The organism is Mycobacterium sp., assembly GCF_046095365.1.
In the GTDB taxonomy this organism is placed as follows: domain Bacteria; phylum Actinomycetota; class Actinomycetes; order Mycobacteriales; family Mycobacteriaceae; genus Mycobacterium.
Genome location: NZ_JBJTJF010000201.1, coordinates 18,300 through 35,267 on the forward strand (window position 1 = coordinate 18,300; position 16,968 = coordinate 35,267).

Here is a 16,968-nt window from a genome sequence, read left to right on the forward strand (position 1 = left end):
AATCAGCTGAATCCGCACAGCCAGGAGGCTCCCCCGATGACGGCACCGGCAATCTCGCTCACCGAGCAGATGCTGCGCCGGCGACCGGTGCTCGGGGCGCCGGTGGCTCACGGCGCCTCGGAGAACCTCAAGCGCTCCATCGGGGTGTTCCAGCTGACCATGTTCGGCGTCGGCTGCACGGTCGGCACCGGCATCTTCTTCGTGCTCTCCCAAGCCGTGCCGAAAGCCGGCCCGAGCGTCATCGTCTCGTTCCTGATCGCCGGGCTGGCCGCCGGGCTGGCGGCGATCTGCTACGCCGAGTTGGCCTCGGCGGTGCCGGTGGCCGGGTCGACCTACTCCTACGCCTACACCACCCTCGGTGAGGTGGTGGCCATGGGCGTGGCGGCCTGCCTGCTGCTGGAGTACGGGGTGTCCACCGCGGCGGTTGCGGTGGGGTGGAGCCAATACGTCAACAAACTGCTGGAGAACTTCCTGGGATTCCGGCTGCCCGACGCGCTGTCGGCCGCGCCGTGGGACGCCGAACCCGGGATCGTGAACCTGCCGGCGATGGTCCTCGTCGGGTTGTGCGCGCTGCTGCTGATCCGGGGCGCCAGCGAGTCGGCGAAGGTCAACAGCGTGATGGTGATCATCAAACTCGGTGTCCTGCTGATGTTCTCGGTGATCGCCTTCACCGCCTTCAAGACCGACCGGTTCGCCGAATTCGCACCGTTCGGAGTCGGCGGCATCGGCGCCGCGGCGGGAACCATCTTCTTCTCCTACATCGGCCTGGACGCCGTCTCCACCGCCGGCGACGAGGTGAAGGACCCGCAGCGCACCATGCCGCGGGCGATCATCGCCGCACTGCTGACCGTCACCAGCGTCTACCTGCTGGTGACGTTCACCGCCCTGGGAGCCCAGGACTGGCCGGATTTCGAAGGCCAGAAGGCCGGGCTTGCCACCATCCTGGACAACGTCACCGGCGCGCAGTACTGGGGCACCGTCCTGGCCGCCGGCGCGGTCATCTCCATCTTCTCGGTGACCCTGGTGACTCTGTACGGGCAGACCCGGATCCTGTTCGCCATGGGACGCGACGGACTGCTGCCCTCGACCTTCGCCAAGGTCGATCCGCGGACGATGACGCCGCGGACCAACACCATCATCGTCGCGGTCGTGGTGGCCCTGCTGGCCGGCTTCATCCCACTGGACTACCTGGCCGACCTGGTGTCCATCGGCACCCTGACGGCGTTCATCGTGGTGGCGATCGGGGTGATCCTGCTGCGCCGGCGGGAACCGGACCTGCCGCGCGGCTTCCGGGTGCCCGGCTACCCGGTGACCCCGGTTCTGACCGTCATCGCCTGCGGCTACATCCTGCTCAGCCTGCGCTGGTACACCTGGCTCGCCTTCGCCCTATGGGTGTCGGTGGCGCTCGCCTTCTACTTCCTGTGGAGCCGGCACCACAGCGCGCTGAATCCCGGCGCGGTCACCTCGACCGACGTCACCGGCGTCGAGGTGATCCACCCGAAGCGGGACGAACAGTGACCGTCGTCGTCGGCTACCTGGCCGGCAAGAGCGGCTCGGCTCCCCTGCACCTGGCGGCGGGTGCGGCCCGGGCGATGCGGACGTCGCTGACGGTGGCGACCATCGTTCCCAAGCCGTGGACCTTCCCGTCGCCGGCCCGGGTGGACGCCGAGTACGCGGCGTGGGCCGACCAGCTGGCCGCGGACTCGGCCAAGGAGGCGCAGCGCGAGCTGATGTCGATCGAGTCACCGCCCGAGGTGGTCTTCCACAGCCATGCCCACCGCTCGGCGTCCGGCGGCCTGATCGACGTGGTCAACGAAGTCGACGCGGACCTGCTGGTGCTGGGCTCCTCGGCGCACGGCCAACTGGGTCAGGTCGTCGTCGGGTCCACCGCCGACCGGTTGCTGCACTCCGCGCCGGTTCCGGTGGCGATCGCGCCCCGCGGCTACCGCGGCGCGCGCGGCGGGAAGCTGACCCGGATCACCTGCGGCTACGCCGGCACAACCGAATCCGGGGATCTGGTGCGCCGCGTCGCCGCGCTGGCCGAGCGGCTGGGGGTGCCGCTGCGGGTGATCACCTTCGCGGTCCGCGGCCGCACCATGTACCCGCCCGAGGTCGGACTGCACGCCGAGGACTCCATCCTGGCGGCGTGGGAGTCGCAGGCCAGCGAGATGCTGGCCCGGCTGCGGTCCGACGGGGTGGTTGGCGAGGACGTGCCGTTGCAGGTGGTCAGCGGCAACGGGTGGGGTCAGGCTCTCGACGACGCCGAATGGCTGGACGGCGAGATCCTGGCGCTGGGCAGTTCGCCCCGTAGCGACATCGCGCACGTGTTCCTGGGCTCGCACGCGACGAAGATCATGCGCGTGAGTCCGGTTCCGGTGCTCGTGCTTCCGGGTTAGCGCTTCAGTCCTTCAGTACTTCAGTACTTCAGCACCGCACGCCGATGGGGTGCTTCAGTACTTCAGCACCCCGCGGTCCACCAGGATCTGCGATCCGGAGATGACACCGGAGCGGTTCCCCGCCAGCCACACCACCACCTCGGCGGCCTCCTCCGGGGACATGAAATCGCTTCGCTTGGAACCGCTTTCGGGTACCGGCTGGTACGGCATCGGCGCGTAGGCATTGAGGTAGCTCGGGTGCGCCTTGAGGATGCCCAGCATCGCCTCGTTGAGAATCATCGGGGTGGCGATCGAGTACGGGTTGATCGAGTTGACCCGGATGCCGTACTCGCCCAGTTCCAGTGCCAGGGAGTTGGTCAAGGCCGTCAGCCCGTGCTTGGAGGCCGAGTAGTGCCCGTTGCCCGGGGTGGCCTTGACCCCGCTGGCCGAGCTGACGATGATGATCGACCCGCCGTTGCCGGCCTCGATCATCGCCGGGATGACGGCCCGCAGCGTGCGCCAGGTCCCGGTGAGGTTGACGTCGATCACGGTGTTCCACTGCTCGTCGGAGAGCTCCCAGACCCTGCCCCAGCTGAGCACACCGGCGTTGGCGACCAGCACGTCCAGCCGGCCGAAACGCTCCACGGCGTCGGAGACCAGTTGTCTCAGCGCGGCGTCGTCGCGGATGTCGACCGCACGGGAGAGCACCGCGCGGCCCTCGGCGGCGACCAGTCGCTCGGTCTCGGCGAGGTCCTCGGGCGTCGCCCCGACGTAGGGCACGGTGCCGGAGACCGGGGCGCAGATATCGCTGATCACCACGTCGGCGCCCTCTCGGGCCAGCCGTATCGCATAGGCACGGCCCTGGCCGCGCGCGGCCCCGGTCACGAACGCGACGCGCCCCGCCAGATCACCCATTGGCCGTCCTTTCTGCCGCCGCGCCCAAGGCTAGCAAGAAAACTGAAACGTGTTTCAGTCCGGCCTCACAACTCGGCGATGATCTCGCGGCGTTTAGCGGTGTATTCGGACTCGGTGATCGCGCCGGTGGCGCGCAGCGTGTCCAACTGCTGCAGCCGCTGCGACACGGTGAGCGGCGGCTGCGCGGGCGCCGGGGCGACGGTTGTGTGCTCCGCCCCGCCGCTGCCGGCAAGCCGGACGATGTCCATGACCTGCTGGCGCACAACGGGATTGGAGCGGACGTCGATCGCGCCGGAGAACGGAATTCCGTTGGCGTGCAGGATCTGCAGGATCTGCATCAGCGGCCCGGACTTCCCGGTCAGGTCGTAGGTCCGGTTCTCCTCGTCGAGGCTGAACTGGGCCGGCACCGCACCGGCGACCAGTGCGCTTGCATCCCAGTCGATTTCATACCGGTTGGTCGCGGGATCGACCAAGGCCACCAGCACTCGGGCATTGAGGATCTGCATCCGGGCCGGGCTCGACGCCATGGTCTCTCGTGCGTCGAAGGGCACCGGGGTATCGAAATGAAGTCCTACTTTGATCATCTGCCGGTTGTTGACGAACCAGGAGGTGTCGGAGATGCCGGTGACCCGGGCCGTGGTGAGCACACCGGTTCGGCTCAGCTCCCGGTGGCGGGCCTCGGCCTTGGCCCCGTAGTTCGTCAGCGCCAGGGCCGCGAGCACGTCGATCGCGGTGACGAACAGGCCTACCCAGAACATCCAATTCAGAGTCGGCCGCGACATCGGGCCCAGGGCGAAGTAGACGATCAGGAAGATCGGGCCGACCAGCCCGCCGCACAGCAGAACGGTCAGTTGGGCTTTGAGATAACGCGCCAGCACTGCCGGGGAGACCCGTTTCAGGGCGTTGGGTTGTTCGGTAGCGGCGGGGCCGGCAGCGCCAGAACCCAGGCCGGAAAAGCCTCCAGCGCCGCGGCCACCTGGTCCGGGGTAGGCAGGTTCGGCAGGTTCGGCAGCGCAAGCTGGGACATCTGCGACAACTGCGACAGATCAGGAAGCTGCGGCAGTTCCGGAAGCGGCGCGGACGGCGCGGGCAGGCCTATCGGCGGCTGCGCGGCGGCTGCGGCGAAGGCGGCCGGGAGCCCGCTGAAATCCGCCGGCAGGGGGCCCGGCGGGGGCGGCAACGCGCCCTGCAACTGGGCGATCAGCGCGTCACCGGCGCCGGCCCCGAACTGGCTCTGCAGGTAGTTCTGCAGCATCGCCGCCCAGTCGACGCTCGGCAGGGGTGGCAACTGGGGCGGGGACGGCAGCGGAAAGGCCGGCAGCGCCGGCAGGCCGGGAAGCGCCGGCGCGGCGGGCAGCGCGGCGACTTGGCCGCCGGTGCCGCGCGGGCCCAGTGGAACCTCGGCGCCGGTTTCCGGCGACCCCAGGGCGCCGAACAGGTCGTCGGTCGCCGACGGCGACGCCGGCCGGGGCCGGACCGTGGTGCTGGAGGCGGCGGGCGGGGCCGGCGCGGCGGTCTTCAGCGGCTGGAGCGCGGTGCCCGGCTCGGCCAGGCGCCCGGAGAGCATCAACACCAGCGCGCCACCGATCCCGGAGACGGTCAGCACCGATGCGACGGCAAGACGTGAACGCCGCTGCGATGCCTGGCCACCGATGGGCATGCCCGCGAGCCTATCACCGCGAAAGCGGCGCCCGTCTTGTCGACGGACGCCGCTTTCGTGCAGGTCAGACCGCCTCGCGGTCTCCGGGGCCGGTGACTACTTGACGATCTTGGTCACCCGGCCCGCGCCGACGGTACGGCCGCCTTCGCGGATCGCGAAGCGCAGGCCCTCGTCCATGGCGACGGGCTGGATCAGCTTCACCGAGATGTCGGTGTTGTCGCCGGGCATGACCATCTCCGTGCCCTCCGGCAGCGTGACCACACCGGTCACGTCGGTGGTGCGGAAGTAGAACTGCGGACGGTAGTTGTTGAAGAACGGCGTGTGCCGCCCGCCCTCGTCCTTGGACAGGATGTAGACGCTGCCCTCGAACTCGGTGTGCGGGGTGGTGGTGCCGGGCTTCACGATGACCTGGCCGCGCTCGACGTCCTCGCGCTTGACGCCGCGGACCAGCAGACCGACGTTGTCGCCGGCCTGTCCCTGGTCGAGCAGCTTGCGGAACATCTCGACACCGGTGACCGTGGTCTTGGTGACACCGGGTCGGATGCCGACGATCTCGACCTCTTCGTTGACGTTGACGACGCCGCGCTCGACACGGCCGGTCACCACGGTGCCGCGGCCGGTGATCGTGAAGACGTCCTCGACGGGCATCAGGAACGGCTTGTCGGTGTCGCGGACCGGGTCCGGGATCGACTCGTCGACGGCGTCCATCAGGTCCTCGACGCTCTTGACCCACTTCGGGTCGCCTTCGAGAGCCTTCAGCGCAGACACCCGGATCACCGGGGCGTCCTCGTCGAACTCCTGGGCGGCCAGCAGCTCGCGGACCTCCAACTCGACGAGTTCGAGGAGCTCCTCGTCGTCGACCATGTCGGCCTTGTTCAGCGCCACCAGGATGTAGGGCACGCCGACCTGGCGGGCCAGCAGCACATGCTCGCGGGTCTGCGGCATCGGGCCGTCGGTGGCGGCGACCACCAGGATCGCGCCGTCCATCTGGGCGGCGCCGGTGATCATGTTCTTGATGTAGTCAGCGTGACCGGGGGCGTCGACGTGCGCGTAGTGACGCTTCTCGGTCTGGTACTCCACGTGGGAGATGTTGATGGTGATACCGCGCTGACGCTCCTCGGGCGCATTGTCGATCTGGTCGAATGCCCGCGACTCGTTCAAATTCGGGAACTTGTCGTGCAGAACCTTGGTGATAGCTGCGGTCAGCGTGGTCTTGCCGTGGTCAACGTGACCGATGGTCCCGATGTTGACGTGCGGCTTCGTCCGCTCGAACTTCGCCTTCGCCACTTCTGTGTCCTCCTGGACTTGTTGGTGCTTTGGTTAAAGCAGGTTGTGGTTATTCAGTTGTGTTGCCCGACAGCCGGTCTACTGGCCGGTCGCCTTCGCGATGATCTCCTTCGACACGTTCGCCGGAACTTCGGCGTACGAGTCGAACACCATGGAGTAGTTGGCCCGGCCCTGGGTCTTCGACCGGAGGTCGCCGACGTAGCCGAACATCTCAGACAGCGGCACCTGCGCCCTGACGACGCGCGCACCGCTGCGCTCCTCCATGGCCTGGATCTGACCACGGCGGGAGTTCAGGTCGCCGATCACGTCGCCCATGTAGTCCTCGGGCGTGGTGACCTCGACAGCCATGATGGGCTCGAGGATGACCGGCTGGGCCGCCGCGGCGGCCTTCTTCATGGCCTGCGAGCCGGCGATCTTGAACGCCATCTCCGAGGAGTCGACGTCGTGGTAGGCGCCGTCTAGCAGGGTGACCTTCATGTTCACCAGCGGGTAGCCGGCCAGCACGCCGTACTGCATGGCGTCCTGGGCGCCGGCATCCACCGACGGGATGTACTCGCGCGGGATGCGGCCGCCGGTGACCTTGTTCTCGAACTCGTAGGTCGCGCCGTCCTCGCCGGTGAACGGCTCGAGGGTGATGATGACCTTCGCGAACTGGCCCGAGCCGCCGGTCTGCTTCTTGTGGGTGAACTCGACGTTCTCGACCTTCTTGCGGATGGTCTCCTTGTAGGCCACCTGCGGCTTGCCGACGTTGGCCTCGACCTTGAACTCCCGGCGCATCCGGTCGACCAGGATGTCCAGGTGCAGCTCGCCCATCCCGCCGATCACGGTCTGGCCGGTCTCCTGGTCCAGGTGCACCTTGAAGGTGGGATCTTCCTCGGCGAGCTTCTGGATCGACAGGCTCAGCTTCTCCTGGTCGCTCTTGGTCTTGGGCTCGATGGCCACCTCGATGACCGGGGCCGGGAACGTCATCGACTCCAGCACGACCTGGTTCTGCGGATCGCACAGGGTGTCGCCGGTGGTGGTGTCCTTCAGGCCGATGACGGCGTAGATGTGGCCCGCACTGGCGGTCTCCACCGGGTTCTCCTTGTTGGAGTGCATCTGGAACAGCTTGCCCAGCCGCTCCTTCTTGCCCTTGGTGGAGTTGATCACCTGCGCGCCGGAGTCGACCTTGCCGGAGTACACCCGCACATAGGTCAGCTTGCCGAAGAACGGGTGGGTGGCCACCTTGAACGCCAGTGCGGAGAACGGCTCGTCGACCGACGGCTTGCGGATGACCTCGACGTCCTCCTTGCCCGGCGCATGGCCGACGGCCGGGGGCACGTCCAGCGGCGAGGGCAGGTAGTCGATGACGGCGTCGAGCATGGGCTGCACGCCCTTGTTCTTGAACGCGCTGCCGCACAGCACCGGGTAGGCCTCGGAGTTGATGGTCAGCTTGCGCAGCGCGCCCTTGATCTCCTCGACCGACAGTTCCTCGCCGCCGAAATACTTCTCCAACAGGACCTCGTCGGTCTCGGCGACCGCCTCGAGCATCTTGGTGCGGTACTCGTCGGCCTTCTCTTCCATGTCGGCCGGGATGTCGATGACGTCGTACTTCTCACCGAGCTTGGTCTCGCCGCGCCACACCTTTGCTTTCATCTCGACCAGGTCGACCACGCCCTCGAAGTCGCCCTCGGAGCCGATCGGCAGCTGGATCGGAATGACGTTGGCGCCCAGGCGATCTTCCATGGTCTTCACCGAGAAGTAGAAGTCGGCGCCGATCTTGTCCATCTTGTTGACGAAGCAGATGCGCGGAACGTCGTACTTGTCGGCCTGGCGCCAGACCTGCTCGGACTGGGGCTCGACGCCCTCCTTGCCGTCGAACACCGCCACCGCGCCGTCGAGCACACGCAGGCTGCGCTCCACCTCGACGGTGAAGTCGACGTGGCCCGGGGTGTCGATGATGTTGATCTGGTTGTCGTTCCAGAAGCAGGTGGTCGCCGCGGAGGTGATGGTGATGCCGCGCTCCTGCTCCTGCTCCATCCAGTCCATGGTGGCGGCGCCGTCGTGCACCTCACCGATCTTGTAGCTGATCCCGGTGTAGAAGAGGATGCGCTCGGTCGTCGTGGTCTTGCCGGCGTCGATATGCGCCATGATGCCGATGTTGCGGACCTTCTTCAGGTCGGTCAGCACGTCCTGTGCCACAGAAATCGTCCCTCTTCGTTTCGTTCAGTCGGTCAGAGCAGGTGCGGTCGGGCTTACCAGCGGTAGTGCGCGAAGGCGCGGTTGGCCTCGGCCATCTTGTGGGTGTCCTCGCGGCGCTTGACCGCGGCACCCAGGCCGTTGCTGGCGTCGAGGATCTCGTTGGCCAGCCGCTCGATCATGGTCTTCTCCCGGCGGGCCTTGGAGAAGCTGACCAGCCAGCGCAGCGCCAGCGTGGTGGAGCGGTCCGGGCGGACCTCGACCGGAACCTGGTAGGTGGCGCCGCCGACGCGGCGGCTGCGGACCTCGAGGCTCGGCTTGACGTTGTCCATCGCGCGCTTGAGGGTGACGACCGGATCGGTGCCGGTCTTCTCCCGGGCCTGCTCGAGCGCGCCGTAGACGATGCGCTCGGCCAGCGACTTCTTGCCGTCCAGCAGCACCTTGTTGACGAGCTGGGTGACCAGCTGCGACCCGTAGACCGGATCGTTGACGAGCGGACGCTTAGGAGCGGGTCCCTTGCGCGGCATCAGCTCTTCTCCTTCTTCGCGCCGTAGCGGCTGCGGGCCTGCTTGCGGTTCTTGACGCCCTGGGTGTCCAGCGAGCCGCGGATGATCTTGTAGCGCACGCCGGGCAGGTCCTTCACACGACCGCCGCGCACCAGGACCATCGAGTGCTCCTGCAGGTTGTGTCCCTCGCCGGGGATGTAGGCGGTGACCTCGACCTGACTGGTCAGCTTCACGCGGGCGACCTTGCGCAGCGCCGAGTTCGGCTTCTTCGGGGTGGTGGTGTAGACGCGGGTGCACACGCCACGACGCTGCGGGCTGCCCTTCAGGGCGGCCGTCTTCACCTTGGCGATCTTGTCGCGGCGGCCCTTGCGGACCAGCTGCTGAATGGTTGGCATCTACCGGCTTTCTCTGTCGTGCGTCCTCGTTGTCCTGCAGTTTTCACCCCGTCGCGTACCCCGCGGCCGGGTGTGTCGCACGCAGTCAGCACCGGTTTTTCGCCGATGCAAACTGGACATGCGAATCGGCCCGGCGAGCGCATGCGTCATCCGCAGGCGCCTTAACGGCCAGGCACGTTCGCCAACGATACCAGGCAGGCCACCGCTCCCAAAATCGTCGGTGCCGGCCCTTACCGCAGGTCAGGCGGGGCGGTTGTCGCGGTGAGCCATCCCGGCCGCGAGTCGCACGACCATGTCGGAGAACACCGCGTCGGTGTCGACCCGGCCCATCAGCCCGGAGTCCATCACCCCGGTCATCTCCAGCAGCACGAACCCGTGCAGCGCCGCCCAGAACTCCAGGGCCGCGTAGAAGGCGGCCTCGCCGTCCAGGCCGTAGGACGCCAACACGTCGATCACCGGTGCGGCCGCTGCGTGGGACGCCGCGGTGAACTCCGGGTCGTCGCCGCCCAGTGGCATCCGGGTGAAGGCCGAGTACCGGCCGGGGTGGTGGTGGGCGTAGCTGCGGTAGGCGCTGGCCATGGCCATCACCGCGTCGTCGCGGGTACGCCCGGCCGCGACGGTGTTCAGCATCTGCAGGATGTCGTCGATCACCCGCATCCGCACCGTGCGGCGCAGGTCCTCGAGGCTGTCGACGTGGTTGTACAGCGACGGGCCCTTGGTGCCGAGTTGGCCGGCAAGCGCGTTGATCGTCAGGGCGTCCCAGCCCTCGCGGTCCAGGAAGGTCAGGGCGGCGTTAACGATCGCCTCGCGACTGAGTCTCGGCGCCGGGCGCGCGCGTGTGGCCATCAGCGTTGAACTCTAGTGCCCGCGGGCGCGGTTGCCCGTACGCTCGTCGTCGATGCGGACGCCACTGACCGCCGTGTTCGTCGCGGCGCTGCTGCTGGCCGGTTGCGGCTCCTCCGGCGATGAGGCCGGTTCGGCCGAGGCCGCCAACACGATCAACTACGACTCGTTCGGCACCCGGACCACGCTCGACTGCGGTTCGGGCAAGGCCCTCGACGTCGGCGGTTCCAACAACACCCTGACCGTCACCGGGACCTGCGCGTCGGTCCGCATCCGCGGAGCCGACAACACCATCACCCTCGCGCGGGTCGACGGGCAACTGACGGTCGCAGGCCTGAACAACACCGTCACCTACAAGGCCGGCGACCCGGGCGTCGACGACGCGGGCTCAGGCAACCGGATCAGCCGGAGTTGACCTGCCCGGCGGGGGGTCAGGCCGGTCCGCCGTGCCGGCCCGCGCCCTCAGCGAACCGCTTCGCGCCCGCGAGGGACTCCCCCGCAACCCGGGTCAGGCTGGCGAACTCGAAATCCATCGCCTCGGACTCGGTATGGCCCCACTGGTGCAGTGCGGAGAGCCGGTCCGCGCGCAGGCAGCCCTGCGGCAGCCGGGCCAGTTCGGCGGCGAGTTCCTCGGCGGCCGTTCGGGCCTGCCCGTTCGGGACCACCCGGTTGGCAAGGCCGATCGCCAGCGCCTCCTGCGCGCCGACCGCGCGGCCGGTGAGGATCAAGTCCATCGCGCGGCTGTGTCCGACCAGCCTCGGCAACCGCACGGTGCCGCCGTCGATCAGGGGGACCCCCCAGCGCCGGCAGAACACTCCGAACACGGCGCCTTCCTCGACCACCCTCAGGTCGCACCACAGCGCCAGTTCCAGACCGCCGGCCACGGCATAGCCGCTGACCGCGGCGATCACCGGCTTCGACAGCGTCATCCGGCTCGGGCCCATCGGGGCCGGACCGGTGCGGTGTGTCGGGTTCGAGTCGGCGGTGCCGATGGCTTTCAGATCGGCTCCCGCGCAGAAGGTTCCGTGGTCGCCCCACAGCACCGCCACGGCGGCCGAGTCGTCGCGGTCGAACTGTTCGAACGCCTCGTACAGCGCGATCGCAGTGGGCCCGTCGACCGCGTTGCGGGCATGTGGACGGTCGAGGATCACCGTGGTGACCGGGCCGTTGCGGACGACATTGACACTCATCTGACCTCCAGCGGTGTGGCGGTATCGCGCCGCGCAACCAATAGCGCGGCGAAGTCGGAGTAGGCGGCCCGCAGCCGGTCGGCGGGCCAGTCGGCGGGCAGCAGCACGGCGGGCAGCACCGGGTCGGTCAGCAGGTGGCGCACCATCGCGGCGGCGACGGCGAACCGGCCGGGAATGTCGGTGGCCAAGGCCATGTCGTCCAGCAGCAGGTGCCCGGTCCCCGACCACCCGGGCAGGTCCCAGAGCTTTCCGGCAAGCTCGGCGGGCGCGTCGTCGCGGGAATGCAGGACCCGGACCTTGCCGTGCGCCTCCGCGGGCAACGCCTCGGCGAGGTTGTCCGGGCGCAGCCAGACACCCTCCCTCAGCTCGGCGAACCTGTTGTGCTGCAGTGCGGTTCGCAGTGCGGCCCGGCCGCGGGCATCGGTTCCCACCGCGGTGACCACCACGGTTCTCCAGCTGCCGTCCCAGGCTCTGGTCTCCGGATCCAGCGCGGAATCCTGCCGGCGCTGCCTGGCCAGCAGGCGATCGGAGAGCCGGTAGCCGTCGTCGGAGCGGACCAGGTCCCCGGCACTGACCATGCGGGTCAGCGCCACTCTCAGCGTGGTCTCTTTGATACCGAAATCAGCCGTCAGCCTGAGTAGTTCGCCGGCGGTGGCCCACGCGGGGTGGGCACCCAGCAGCACCGACAACACGACCGACCGGGCCGGCATCCGCGGTGTCCCGCTCATACCCCGGAGGCTTTTCTTCCGGCGTCGCCGAACGGCTCGTCGCGGTGCCGGACCGCCTCGCGGAAGCCGTGTTCGCGGGCGTCGGCGACAAAGGCATGACCTTCCGGGGTGTGCCGCGCGATCCCGTCGAAGACCGTGCTGACCATCCGGCTGGTCGCCACGCCCTGCTGGTAGAGCGCGGTGTTGAGGGCGAGCTTGACCATCATCAGCTGGTTCACCGGAACCGCGGCGATGCGTTCCACCAGGCGCTCGGTGCGCTCGTCGAGATCCTGCGGCTCCGGCGCCTCAACAGCCAGGCCCCACTCGGCGGCCTGCGCCCCGGTGATGCAATCCCCGGTCAGCAGAAGGCGCTTCGCGCGCTGGTCGCCGATGCGGTGCGCCCACAACCCGGCCGCTGGGATGCCCCAGACCCGGGCCGGCGGGTAGCCGATCTTCGCGTCGGCGGCGGCGATCACCTGGTCGGCGTGCAGGGCGATGTCGGTGCCGCCGGCGATGCAGTAACCGTGGATCTTCACCACCGTCGGCTTGTCGGCGTGCATCAGGCTGGCGAAGCCGCGGGTGAACCGGCTCATCATCTGGTAGTCGACCATCGGGTCCCAGGGCTGATCCGGGAGGTGGTTTCTCGCCTGCGTCCGCCCGTCGAGCACCGTGCCGTCGCGGTCCTCTCCCCCGGCCGCGGTACCGTCGGCGTAAGCGCCCAGGTCGAACCCGGCGCAGAAACCCGCACCCTGTCCCGACACCAGAATCACGTGCACCGCCGGGTCGAGGTCGGCGCGCTCAACGCAGGCCGCCAGTTCGGTCGGGGTGGCCGCGATGATCGCATTGCCCCTCTCCGGCCTGCTCAAGGTGATCCGCGCAACCCTCCCGGTCACCTCGTAGGTCATCGTCGTCAGCTCGTCCACGGCATCGCCCCTCCCCGCGAGCAGACACAAACTCGCACGTTTCGGCCTCTTTCTGTGCGACTTTGCGTCTGCTCGCGGACGGGGGCGAGCGGGGTCATCCCTTCACCAGGGCGCGCTCGATGATCGGGGCGAGATCCAGCCCGGCCGGAAGGGTGCCGAACGCCCCGCCCCAGTCGCCGGCCATCCGGGTGGCCAGGAACGCCTCGGTCACCGCGGGATGGCCGTGGCGAACCAGCAGCGATCCCTGCAGCGCGATGCTGATGTCCTCGGCGACCTTGCGGGCGCGGTACTCGATGCTCGCCGCGTCGGCGAGGTCGGCGTGCAGTCCGTCGACGTGGGCGTCGAGCCGGGCGTCCTGACCCGCTGTGGCGGCCAGCTCGCCGAAGAGCACCTCGAGGCATTCCGGCCGGGTTGCGATGGCGCGCAACGTGTCCAGCGCGCTGACGTTTCCGGAACCCTCCCAGATCCCCATCAAAGGTGCCTCCCGGTACAGCCGCGGCATGCCGGACTCCTCGGCGTATCCGTTGCCGCCCAGGCATTCCATCGCCTCGGCGGCGTGCGGGGTGGCGCGCTTGCACACCCAGTACTTCGAGGCGGCCAGTCCGATGCGGCGCAGCAGAGACTCCCGCTCGTCACCGCGGACCGCGGCATCGGTCGCCCCCGCCATCCGCATCGCGACGATGGTGGCGGCCTCGGCCTCCACCGCAAGATCGGCGATGACGTTTCGCATCAGCGGCTGATCAATCAGGTAGGCGCCGAACGCCTTCCGGTGCTGGGTGTGGTGGATCGCACGGGTCAGGCCCTGACGCATGCTGGTGGCGCTGCCCAGCGTGCAGTCCAGCCGGGTGAGGTTGACCATCTCGATGATGGTCGGCACACCGCGGCCCTCCTCCCCCACCGGCCAGGCGATCGCGCCGTCGTACTCGATCTCACTCGAGGCGTTCGCGTGGTTGCCGAGCTTGTCCTTGAGCCGCTGGATGAGCATCCGGTTGCGGGTCCCGTCGGGCAGTACCCGCGGCAGCATGAAGCAGCTGAGGCCGCCGGGAGCCTGGGCGAGCACCAGGAAGATGTCGCACATCGCCGCCGAGGTGAACCACTTGTGGCCGGTGAGGGTGTAGCTGCCGTCCCCGTTGGGAACGGCCGCGGTGGTGCCGGCGCGGACATCGGAGCCGCCCTGCTTCTCGGTCATCGACATCCCGGCGGTGATGCCGGCCTTGGTGGCGGGCACCCTCAGTTCGGGGTCGTACTCGCGGCTGGTCAGCAGCGGCTCGTAGACCGCGGCCAGTGCCGGGTTGTGCCGCAGCGCCGGCACGACGGCGTAGGTCATCGAGATCGGGCAGACGTGCCCGGGTTCCGGGGTCCAGACGCCCATCTTGGCGGCACGGACGACGTGCGCGCCGGGGCGGTCGTCGGCCCAGGGCGCAGCGTGCAGTCCGTGGCCGATGGCGACCTTCATCAGTTCGTGGTAGGCCGGGTCGTACTCGATCTCGTCGACGCGGTGGCCGTAGCGGTCGTGGGTGTGCAGGATCGGCAGGTTGCGGTCGGCCAGGTCACCCCAGCGCTGCGCGGCGGCGCCGCCCGCGATGGCGCCCAGTTCGGTGACCTCGTCGGCGCCCCAACCGCCGCCCTCGCGGACGAGGGCTTCCATCAGCACCGGCGAGGTGGCGGGGTTGTGGTCGACGAGCGGGGGGACCTGGTTGGTCACGACGTGGGTGTCCGGCATAGATCCTAGTGTTACATTATTCCCACAGTCGAACAAGATCCGTAATGCCACCCGCTACAGCGGCCCGGCGGGAAGCAGGTAGAGCAGGAGGGCGGCGACGAAGGCCACCACGAACGCGACACTGACCCACAGCGTGAATCGCCGCTCGAAGTTCATCGCCACGTCTTCCCCGTCGTGCCGCAGTTTCCAGGCGCCGACGACGGCGCTGGCGAGCATCGCGGTGATCGCGCCGTATGCCAGGACGTAGATCAGGTCGATCATCGGCAGGTAGCCGACCTCGGGCAGGGCGGAGGACACCCCGAACTGCATGGCCACCAGCGCGATCAGTGCGGTGATCGGCACGTTGACCTTCGAGTCGACGTAGGTGGCGGGGATGATCACGCCGAGTGCCGCGGCGACGAGGACGATCAGCAGCGGCAGGATGGTCTTGAAAATCCCCGACGTCGCCGGTGAGGTCACCGGAATCTCCACCATCACCCTGGTGTAGGTGCGGTCACCGTCAGCCCACGCGACATCACCGAACGACGTCGGGTAGGTGTGCGTGTCGAAAACGAGACGGGGTGCCTCGAAGTTGTAGCCCGCGAGCGTGATCTGGGGGTTGACGGTGATCGGGTCCTTGTCGGGCACGTAGACGACCTGATTGACGTTCTCGACGCCGTCCTCGATCACAATGCGCAGCGTCTGCTTCTGAAAGGGATAGTCCGCCACCGACAGCGCTGCGTTGAACTGGCCCTGGTAGCGCACCAGCCAGACCAGCGAGCCGTCGGGCTGCTTGCGCGGCTCCTTGTAGAGTTCGGTCTTGGTGAGCGCCCAGCTCTCGAACAGGTTCATGATCTCCAGGCCGGCCGGTGCGTCGAGGTCGGGATTCATCCACCGCAGCCACACGTAGAAGTCGGCGGAGAAGCTGTTGGTGGTCAGATCGACGTGCTGGACGTTCTGGACGTAGACCCCGAGGGTCACTTGCTCGGGTCCCGGTCCGGGGGCGGGCGGGGGGCTGGCCGAGGCGATCCCCCGCGAACCGAGCAGCAGCAGTCCCAGTACGAAGCTGACGACGAGGAGTTGCGCGGCTTTCCTGGCGGTGGCCGTCATGCGCGTCGACCTTACCGGTATCGGTGGCCCGGTCAGAGGTTGTCACGCAGGAACGCGATGTCGTCGCGTCGGCCCTCGTCGGCCGTCTCGCAGATCACCGGAGCGCCGGCCGCTTTCACCACCGCGACGAGCAGTTGCGGGTCGATCTGCCCGGTGCCGAAGTTGGCATGCCGGTCCGCTCCGGAACCGGCGGCGTCGCGGGAGTCGTTGCAGTGCACCAGGTCGATGCGTCCGGTGATGGCTTTGACGCGTTCGACCGCGTCGATCAACTCCTCCCCCGCCGCCCAGGCGTGGCAGGTGTCCAGGCAGAAGCCGATGCCCATGTCCCCGATGCGGTCCCACAGCCTTGCGATGGTGTCGAAGTGCCGGGCCATCGCGTGGTTGCCACCGGCGGTGTTCTCCAGGTAGACCGGCACCTCGGTGTTCAGCGCCTTCAGCGCCTTCTCCCAGCGCTCGAAGCCGGCCTCGAGGTCCTTGTCGTCGGCATGCCCGCCATGCACGATCACCGCCGCCGCGTTGATCTCGGCGGCCCCGTCGCAGGTGTCCTGCAGGATCTTGCGGCTCGGGATCCGGATCTTGTTGTTCGCCGAGGCGACGTTGATCAGATACGGCGCGTGCACGTACACCGGGATCGGCGAGCGCCGCAGCAGGTCGGCATCGGCCCGGGGCGGCGGCTTCTTCCAGCCCTGCGGGTCGCCCAGGAAGAACTGCACCGCGTCGGCCTCGTCCTCCAACGCACCCGCCAGGGGGTTGTCGGAGCGCACATGGGAACCGATCAGCACCTCCCCTTTGTACCGCACCACCCCGCCTGCCCTCCCCGCGAGCAGACGCAAACTCGCACGAATGGGCCCCTTCCGGTGCGAGTTTGCGTCTGCTCGGCGGGCAGGTGGCGCCCTCAGGAGGCGTGGATGCCGCGCGCCAGATGCCCTGCGATGCGCTCGCACATGCGGGCCGGGGTGCGCCGCACGTCGTCCACGACGATCGGGACCACTATCCATCCGGCCTCCTGGACGCCGGCGAAGCGCGCCCTGTCCCTCAGCATCTCGGCCCGCCCCGCGTGCCACGCGACGCTGTCGTACTCCGCGGCCACGCGCGCTTCCGGCCAGGCGAAGTCGACCCGCCAGCACTCACCGTGGCAGCCGCGGATGAGGTACTGCAGCTCGGGGCGCGGCAGTCC

18 protein-coding genes are annotated in these 16,968 nt (G+C 68.5%); 3 read left to right on the plus strand and 15 right to left on the minus strand.

Features of this window, described 5'->3' with window-relative positions:
- Window positions 1-36 precede the first annotated feature (36 nt).
- Window positions 37-1,518 carry an amino acid permease gene (locus ACKOQ4_RS15415; protein ID WP_526293367.1) on the plus strand — a complete coding sequence of 494 codons (1,482 nt, stop codon included), beginning with the start codon at window positions 37-39 and terminating at the stop codon, window positions 1,516-1,518.
- Window positions 1,515-2,396: a universal stress protein gene (locus tag ACKOQ4_RS15420; protein WP_526293369.1), complete on the plus strand. Its 882-nt coding sequence runs from the start codon at window positions 1,515-1,517 to the stop codon at window positions 2,394-2,396. Before ACKOQ4_RS15415 ends, ACKOQ4_RS15420 begins: the two co-directional genes overlap by 4 nt.
- A 54-nt stretch (window positions 2,397-2,450) precedes the next feature.
- Here the strand turns inward: ACKOQ4_RS15420 and ACKOQ4_RS15425 are convergent, their stop codons facing one another.
- From ACKOQ4_RS15425 to ACKOQ4_RS15460, 8 genes are all read right to left on the minus strand, one after another.
- A complete protein-coding gene (locus ACKOQ4_RS15425) occupies window positions 2,451-3,290 on the minus strand; it encodes a mycofactocin-coupled SDR family oxidoreductase (RefSeq protein WP_526293371.1) in 840 nt (279 codons plus the stop codon).
- Between the two features lie 65 nt (window positions 3,291-3,355).
- A complete protein-coding gene (locus ACKOQ4_RS15430) occupies window positions 3,356-4,168 on the minus strand; it encodes an SHOCT domain-containing protein (RefSeq protein WP_526293373.1) in 813 nt (270 codons plus the stop codon).
- A 17-nt stretch (window positions 4,169-4,185) separates the two neighbouring features.
- Window positions 4,186-4,950, minus strand: a complete 765-nt coding sequence (locus ACKOQ4_RS15435; RefSeq protein WP_526293375.1) for a hypothetical protein — start codon at window positions 4,948-4,950, stop codon at window positions 4,186-4,188.
- 96 nt (window positions 4,951-5,046) lie between these two features.
- The gene (tuf, locus tag ACKOQ4_RS15440; RefSeq protein ID WP_526293377.1) at window positions 5,047-6,237 is read right to left on the minus strand and encodes an elongation factor Tu; all 1,191 of its coding nucleotides are present in this window, start codon (window positions 6,235-6,237) and stop codon (window positions 5,047-5,049) included.
- 78 nt (window positions 6,238-6,315) lie between these two features.
- Window positions 6,316-8,418: an elongation factor G gene (gene fusA, locus ACKOQ4_RS15445; RefSeq protein ID WP_526293379.1), complete on the minus strand. Its 2,103-nt coding sequence runs from the start codon at window positions 8,416-8,418 to the stop codon at window positions 6,316-6,318.
- 53 nt (window positions 8,419-8,471) lie between these two features.
- Window positions 8,472-8,942: a 30S ribosomal protein S7 gene (rpsG, locus tag ACKOQ4_RS15450; protein WP_280827069.1), complete on the minus strand. Its 471-nt coding sequence runs from the start codon at window positions 8,940-8,942 to the stop codon at window positions 8,472-8,474.
- Window positions 8,942-9,316, minus strand: coding sequence for a 30S ribosomal protein S12 (gene rpsL / locus ACKOQ4_RS15455; protein ID WP_007167812.1), 375 nt, complete (start codon window positions 9,314-9,316; stop codon window positions 8,942-8,944). Before rpsL ends, rpsG begins: the two co-directional genes overlap by 1 nt.
- Window positions 9,317-9,556: 240 nt before the next feature.
- A complete protein-coding gene (locus ACKOQ4_RS15460) occupies window positions 9,557-10,162 on the minus strand; it encodes a TetR/AcrR family transcriptional regulator (protein ID WP_526293381.1) in 606 nt (201 codons plus the stop codon).
- Window positions 10,163-10,214: 52 nt separating this feature from the next.
- Between ACKOQ4_RS15460 and ACKOQ4_RS15465 the strand changes: the two genes are divergently transcribed.
- Entirely contained in the window at window positions 10,215-10,574 is a 360-nt protein-coding gene (locus ACKOQ4_RS15465; RefSeq protein WP_526293383.1) for a DUF3060 domain-containing protein, read from the plus strand.
- A gap of 16 nt (window positions 10,575-10,590) precedes the next feature.
- Here ACKOQ4_RS15465 and ACKOQ4_RS15470 read toward each other — a convergent pair whose 3' ends face one another.
- The 7 genes from ACKOQ4_RS15470 to ACKOQ4_RS15500 all read right to left on the minus strand — a co-directional run.
- Window positions 10,591-11,349, minus strand: coding sequence for a crotonase/enoyl-CoA hydratase family protein (locus ACKOQ4_RS15470; RefSeq protein ID WP_526293385.1), 759 nt, complete (start codon window positions 11,347-11,349; stop codon window positions 10,591-10,593).
- Window positions 11,346-12,077, minus strand: a complete 732-nt coding sequence (locus tag ACKOQ4_RS15475) for a PaaX domain-containing protein, C- domain protein (RefSeq protein ID WP_526293387.1) — start codon at window positions 12,075-12,077, stop codon at window positions 11,346-11,348. The genes ACKOQ4_RS15470 and ACKOQ4_RS15475 overlap by 4 nt, the downstream gene beginning before the upstream one ends.
- Window positions 12,074-12,979: an enoyl-CoA hydratase/isomerase family protein gene (locus ACKOQ4_RS15480; RefSeq protein WP_526293389.1), complete on the minus strand. Its 906-nt coding sequence runs from the start codon at window positions 12,977-12,979 to the stop codon at window positions 12,074-12,076. Before ACKOQ4_RS15480 ends, ACKOQ4_RS15475 begins: the two co-directional genes overlap by 4 nt.
- 94 nt (window positions 12,980-13,073) lie before the next feature.
- Window positions 13,074-14,702: an acyl-CoA dehydrogenase family protein gene (locus ACKOQ4_RS15485; RefSeq protein ID WP_526293391.1), complete on the minus strand. Its 1,629-nt coding sequence runs from the start codon at window positions 14,700-14,702 to the stop codon at window positions 13,074-13,076.
- Window positions 14,703-14,756: 54 nt separating this feature from the next.
- Window positions 14,757-15,791: a ligand-gated ion channel gene (locus ACKOQ4_RS15490; RefSeq protein WP_526293393.1), complete on the minus strand. Its 1,035-nt coding sequence runs from the start codon at window positions 15,789-15,791 to the stop codon at window positions 14,757-14,759.
- Between the two features lie 32 nt (window positions 15,792-15,823).
- On the minus strand, window positions 15,824-16,573 hold the full coding sequence (locus ACKOQ4_RS15495; RefSeq protein ID WP_526293395.1) for a deoxyribonuclease IV: 750 nt from the start codon (window positions 16,571-16,573) through the stop codon (window positions 15,824-15,826).
- A gap of 113 nt (window positions 16,574-16,686) precedes the next feature.
- Window positions 16,687-16,968 (minus strand): putative endonuclease domain-containing protein (locus tag ACKOQ4_RS15500; protein ID WP_526293397.1); only part of this gene is annotated, 282 nt, incomplete at its 5' end.

Bases quoted from the DNA above. Each gene is read 5' to 3' on its own strand.
- ACKOQ4_RS15470 (WP_526293385.1), bottom strand. From the start codon at position 11,349: ATGAGTGTCAATGTCGTCCGCAACGGCCCGGTCACCACGGTGATCCTC.
- ACKOQ4_RS15465 (WP_526293383.1), top strand. From the start codon at position 10,215: ATGCGGACGCCACTGACCGCCGTGTTCGTCGCGGCGCTGCTGCTGGCC.
- ACKOQ4_RS15490 (WP_526293393.1), bottom strand. From the start codon at position 15,791: ATGACGGCCACCGCCAGGAAAGCCGCGCAACTCCTCGTCGTCAGCTTC.
- ACKOQ4_RS15485 (WP_526293391.1), bottom strand. From the start codon at position 14,702: ATGCCGGACACCCACGTCGTGACCAACCAGGTCCCCCCGCTCGTCGAC.
- rpsL (WP_007167812.1), bottom strand. From the start codon at position 9,316: ATGCCAACCATTCAGCAGCTGGTCCGCAAGGGCCGCCGCGACAAGATC.
- ACKOQ4_RS15435 (WP_526293375.1), bottom strand. From the start codon at position 4,950: ATGCCCATCGGTGGCCAGGCATCGCAGCGGCGTTCACGTCTTGCCGTC.
- ACKOQ4_RS15425 (WP_526293371.1), bottom strand. From the start codon at position 3,290: ATGGGTGATCTGGCGGGGCGCGTCGCGTTCGTGACCGGGGCCGCGCGC.
- rpsG (WP_280827069.1), bottom strand. From the start codon at position 8,942: ATGCCGCGCAAGGGACCCGCTCCTAAGCGTCCGCTCGTCAACGATCCG.
- ACKOQ4_RS15475 (WP_526293387.1), bottom strand. From the start codon at position 12,077: ATGAGCGGGACACCGCGGATGCCGGCCCGGTCGGTCGTGTTGTCGGTG.
- ACKOQ4_RS15460 (WP_526293381.1), bottom strand. From the start codon at position 10,162: ATGGCCACACGCGCGCGCCCGGCGCCGAGACTCAGTCGCGAGGCGATC.
- ACKOQ4_RS15415 (WP_526293367.1), top strand. From the start codon at position 37: ATGACGGCACCGGCAATCTCGCTCACCGAGCAGATGCTGCGCCGGCGA.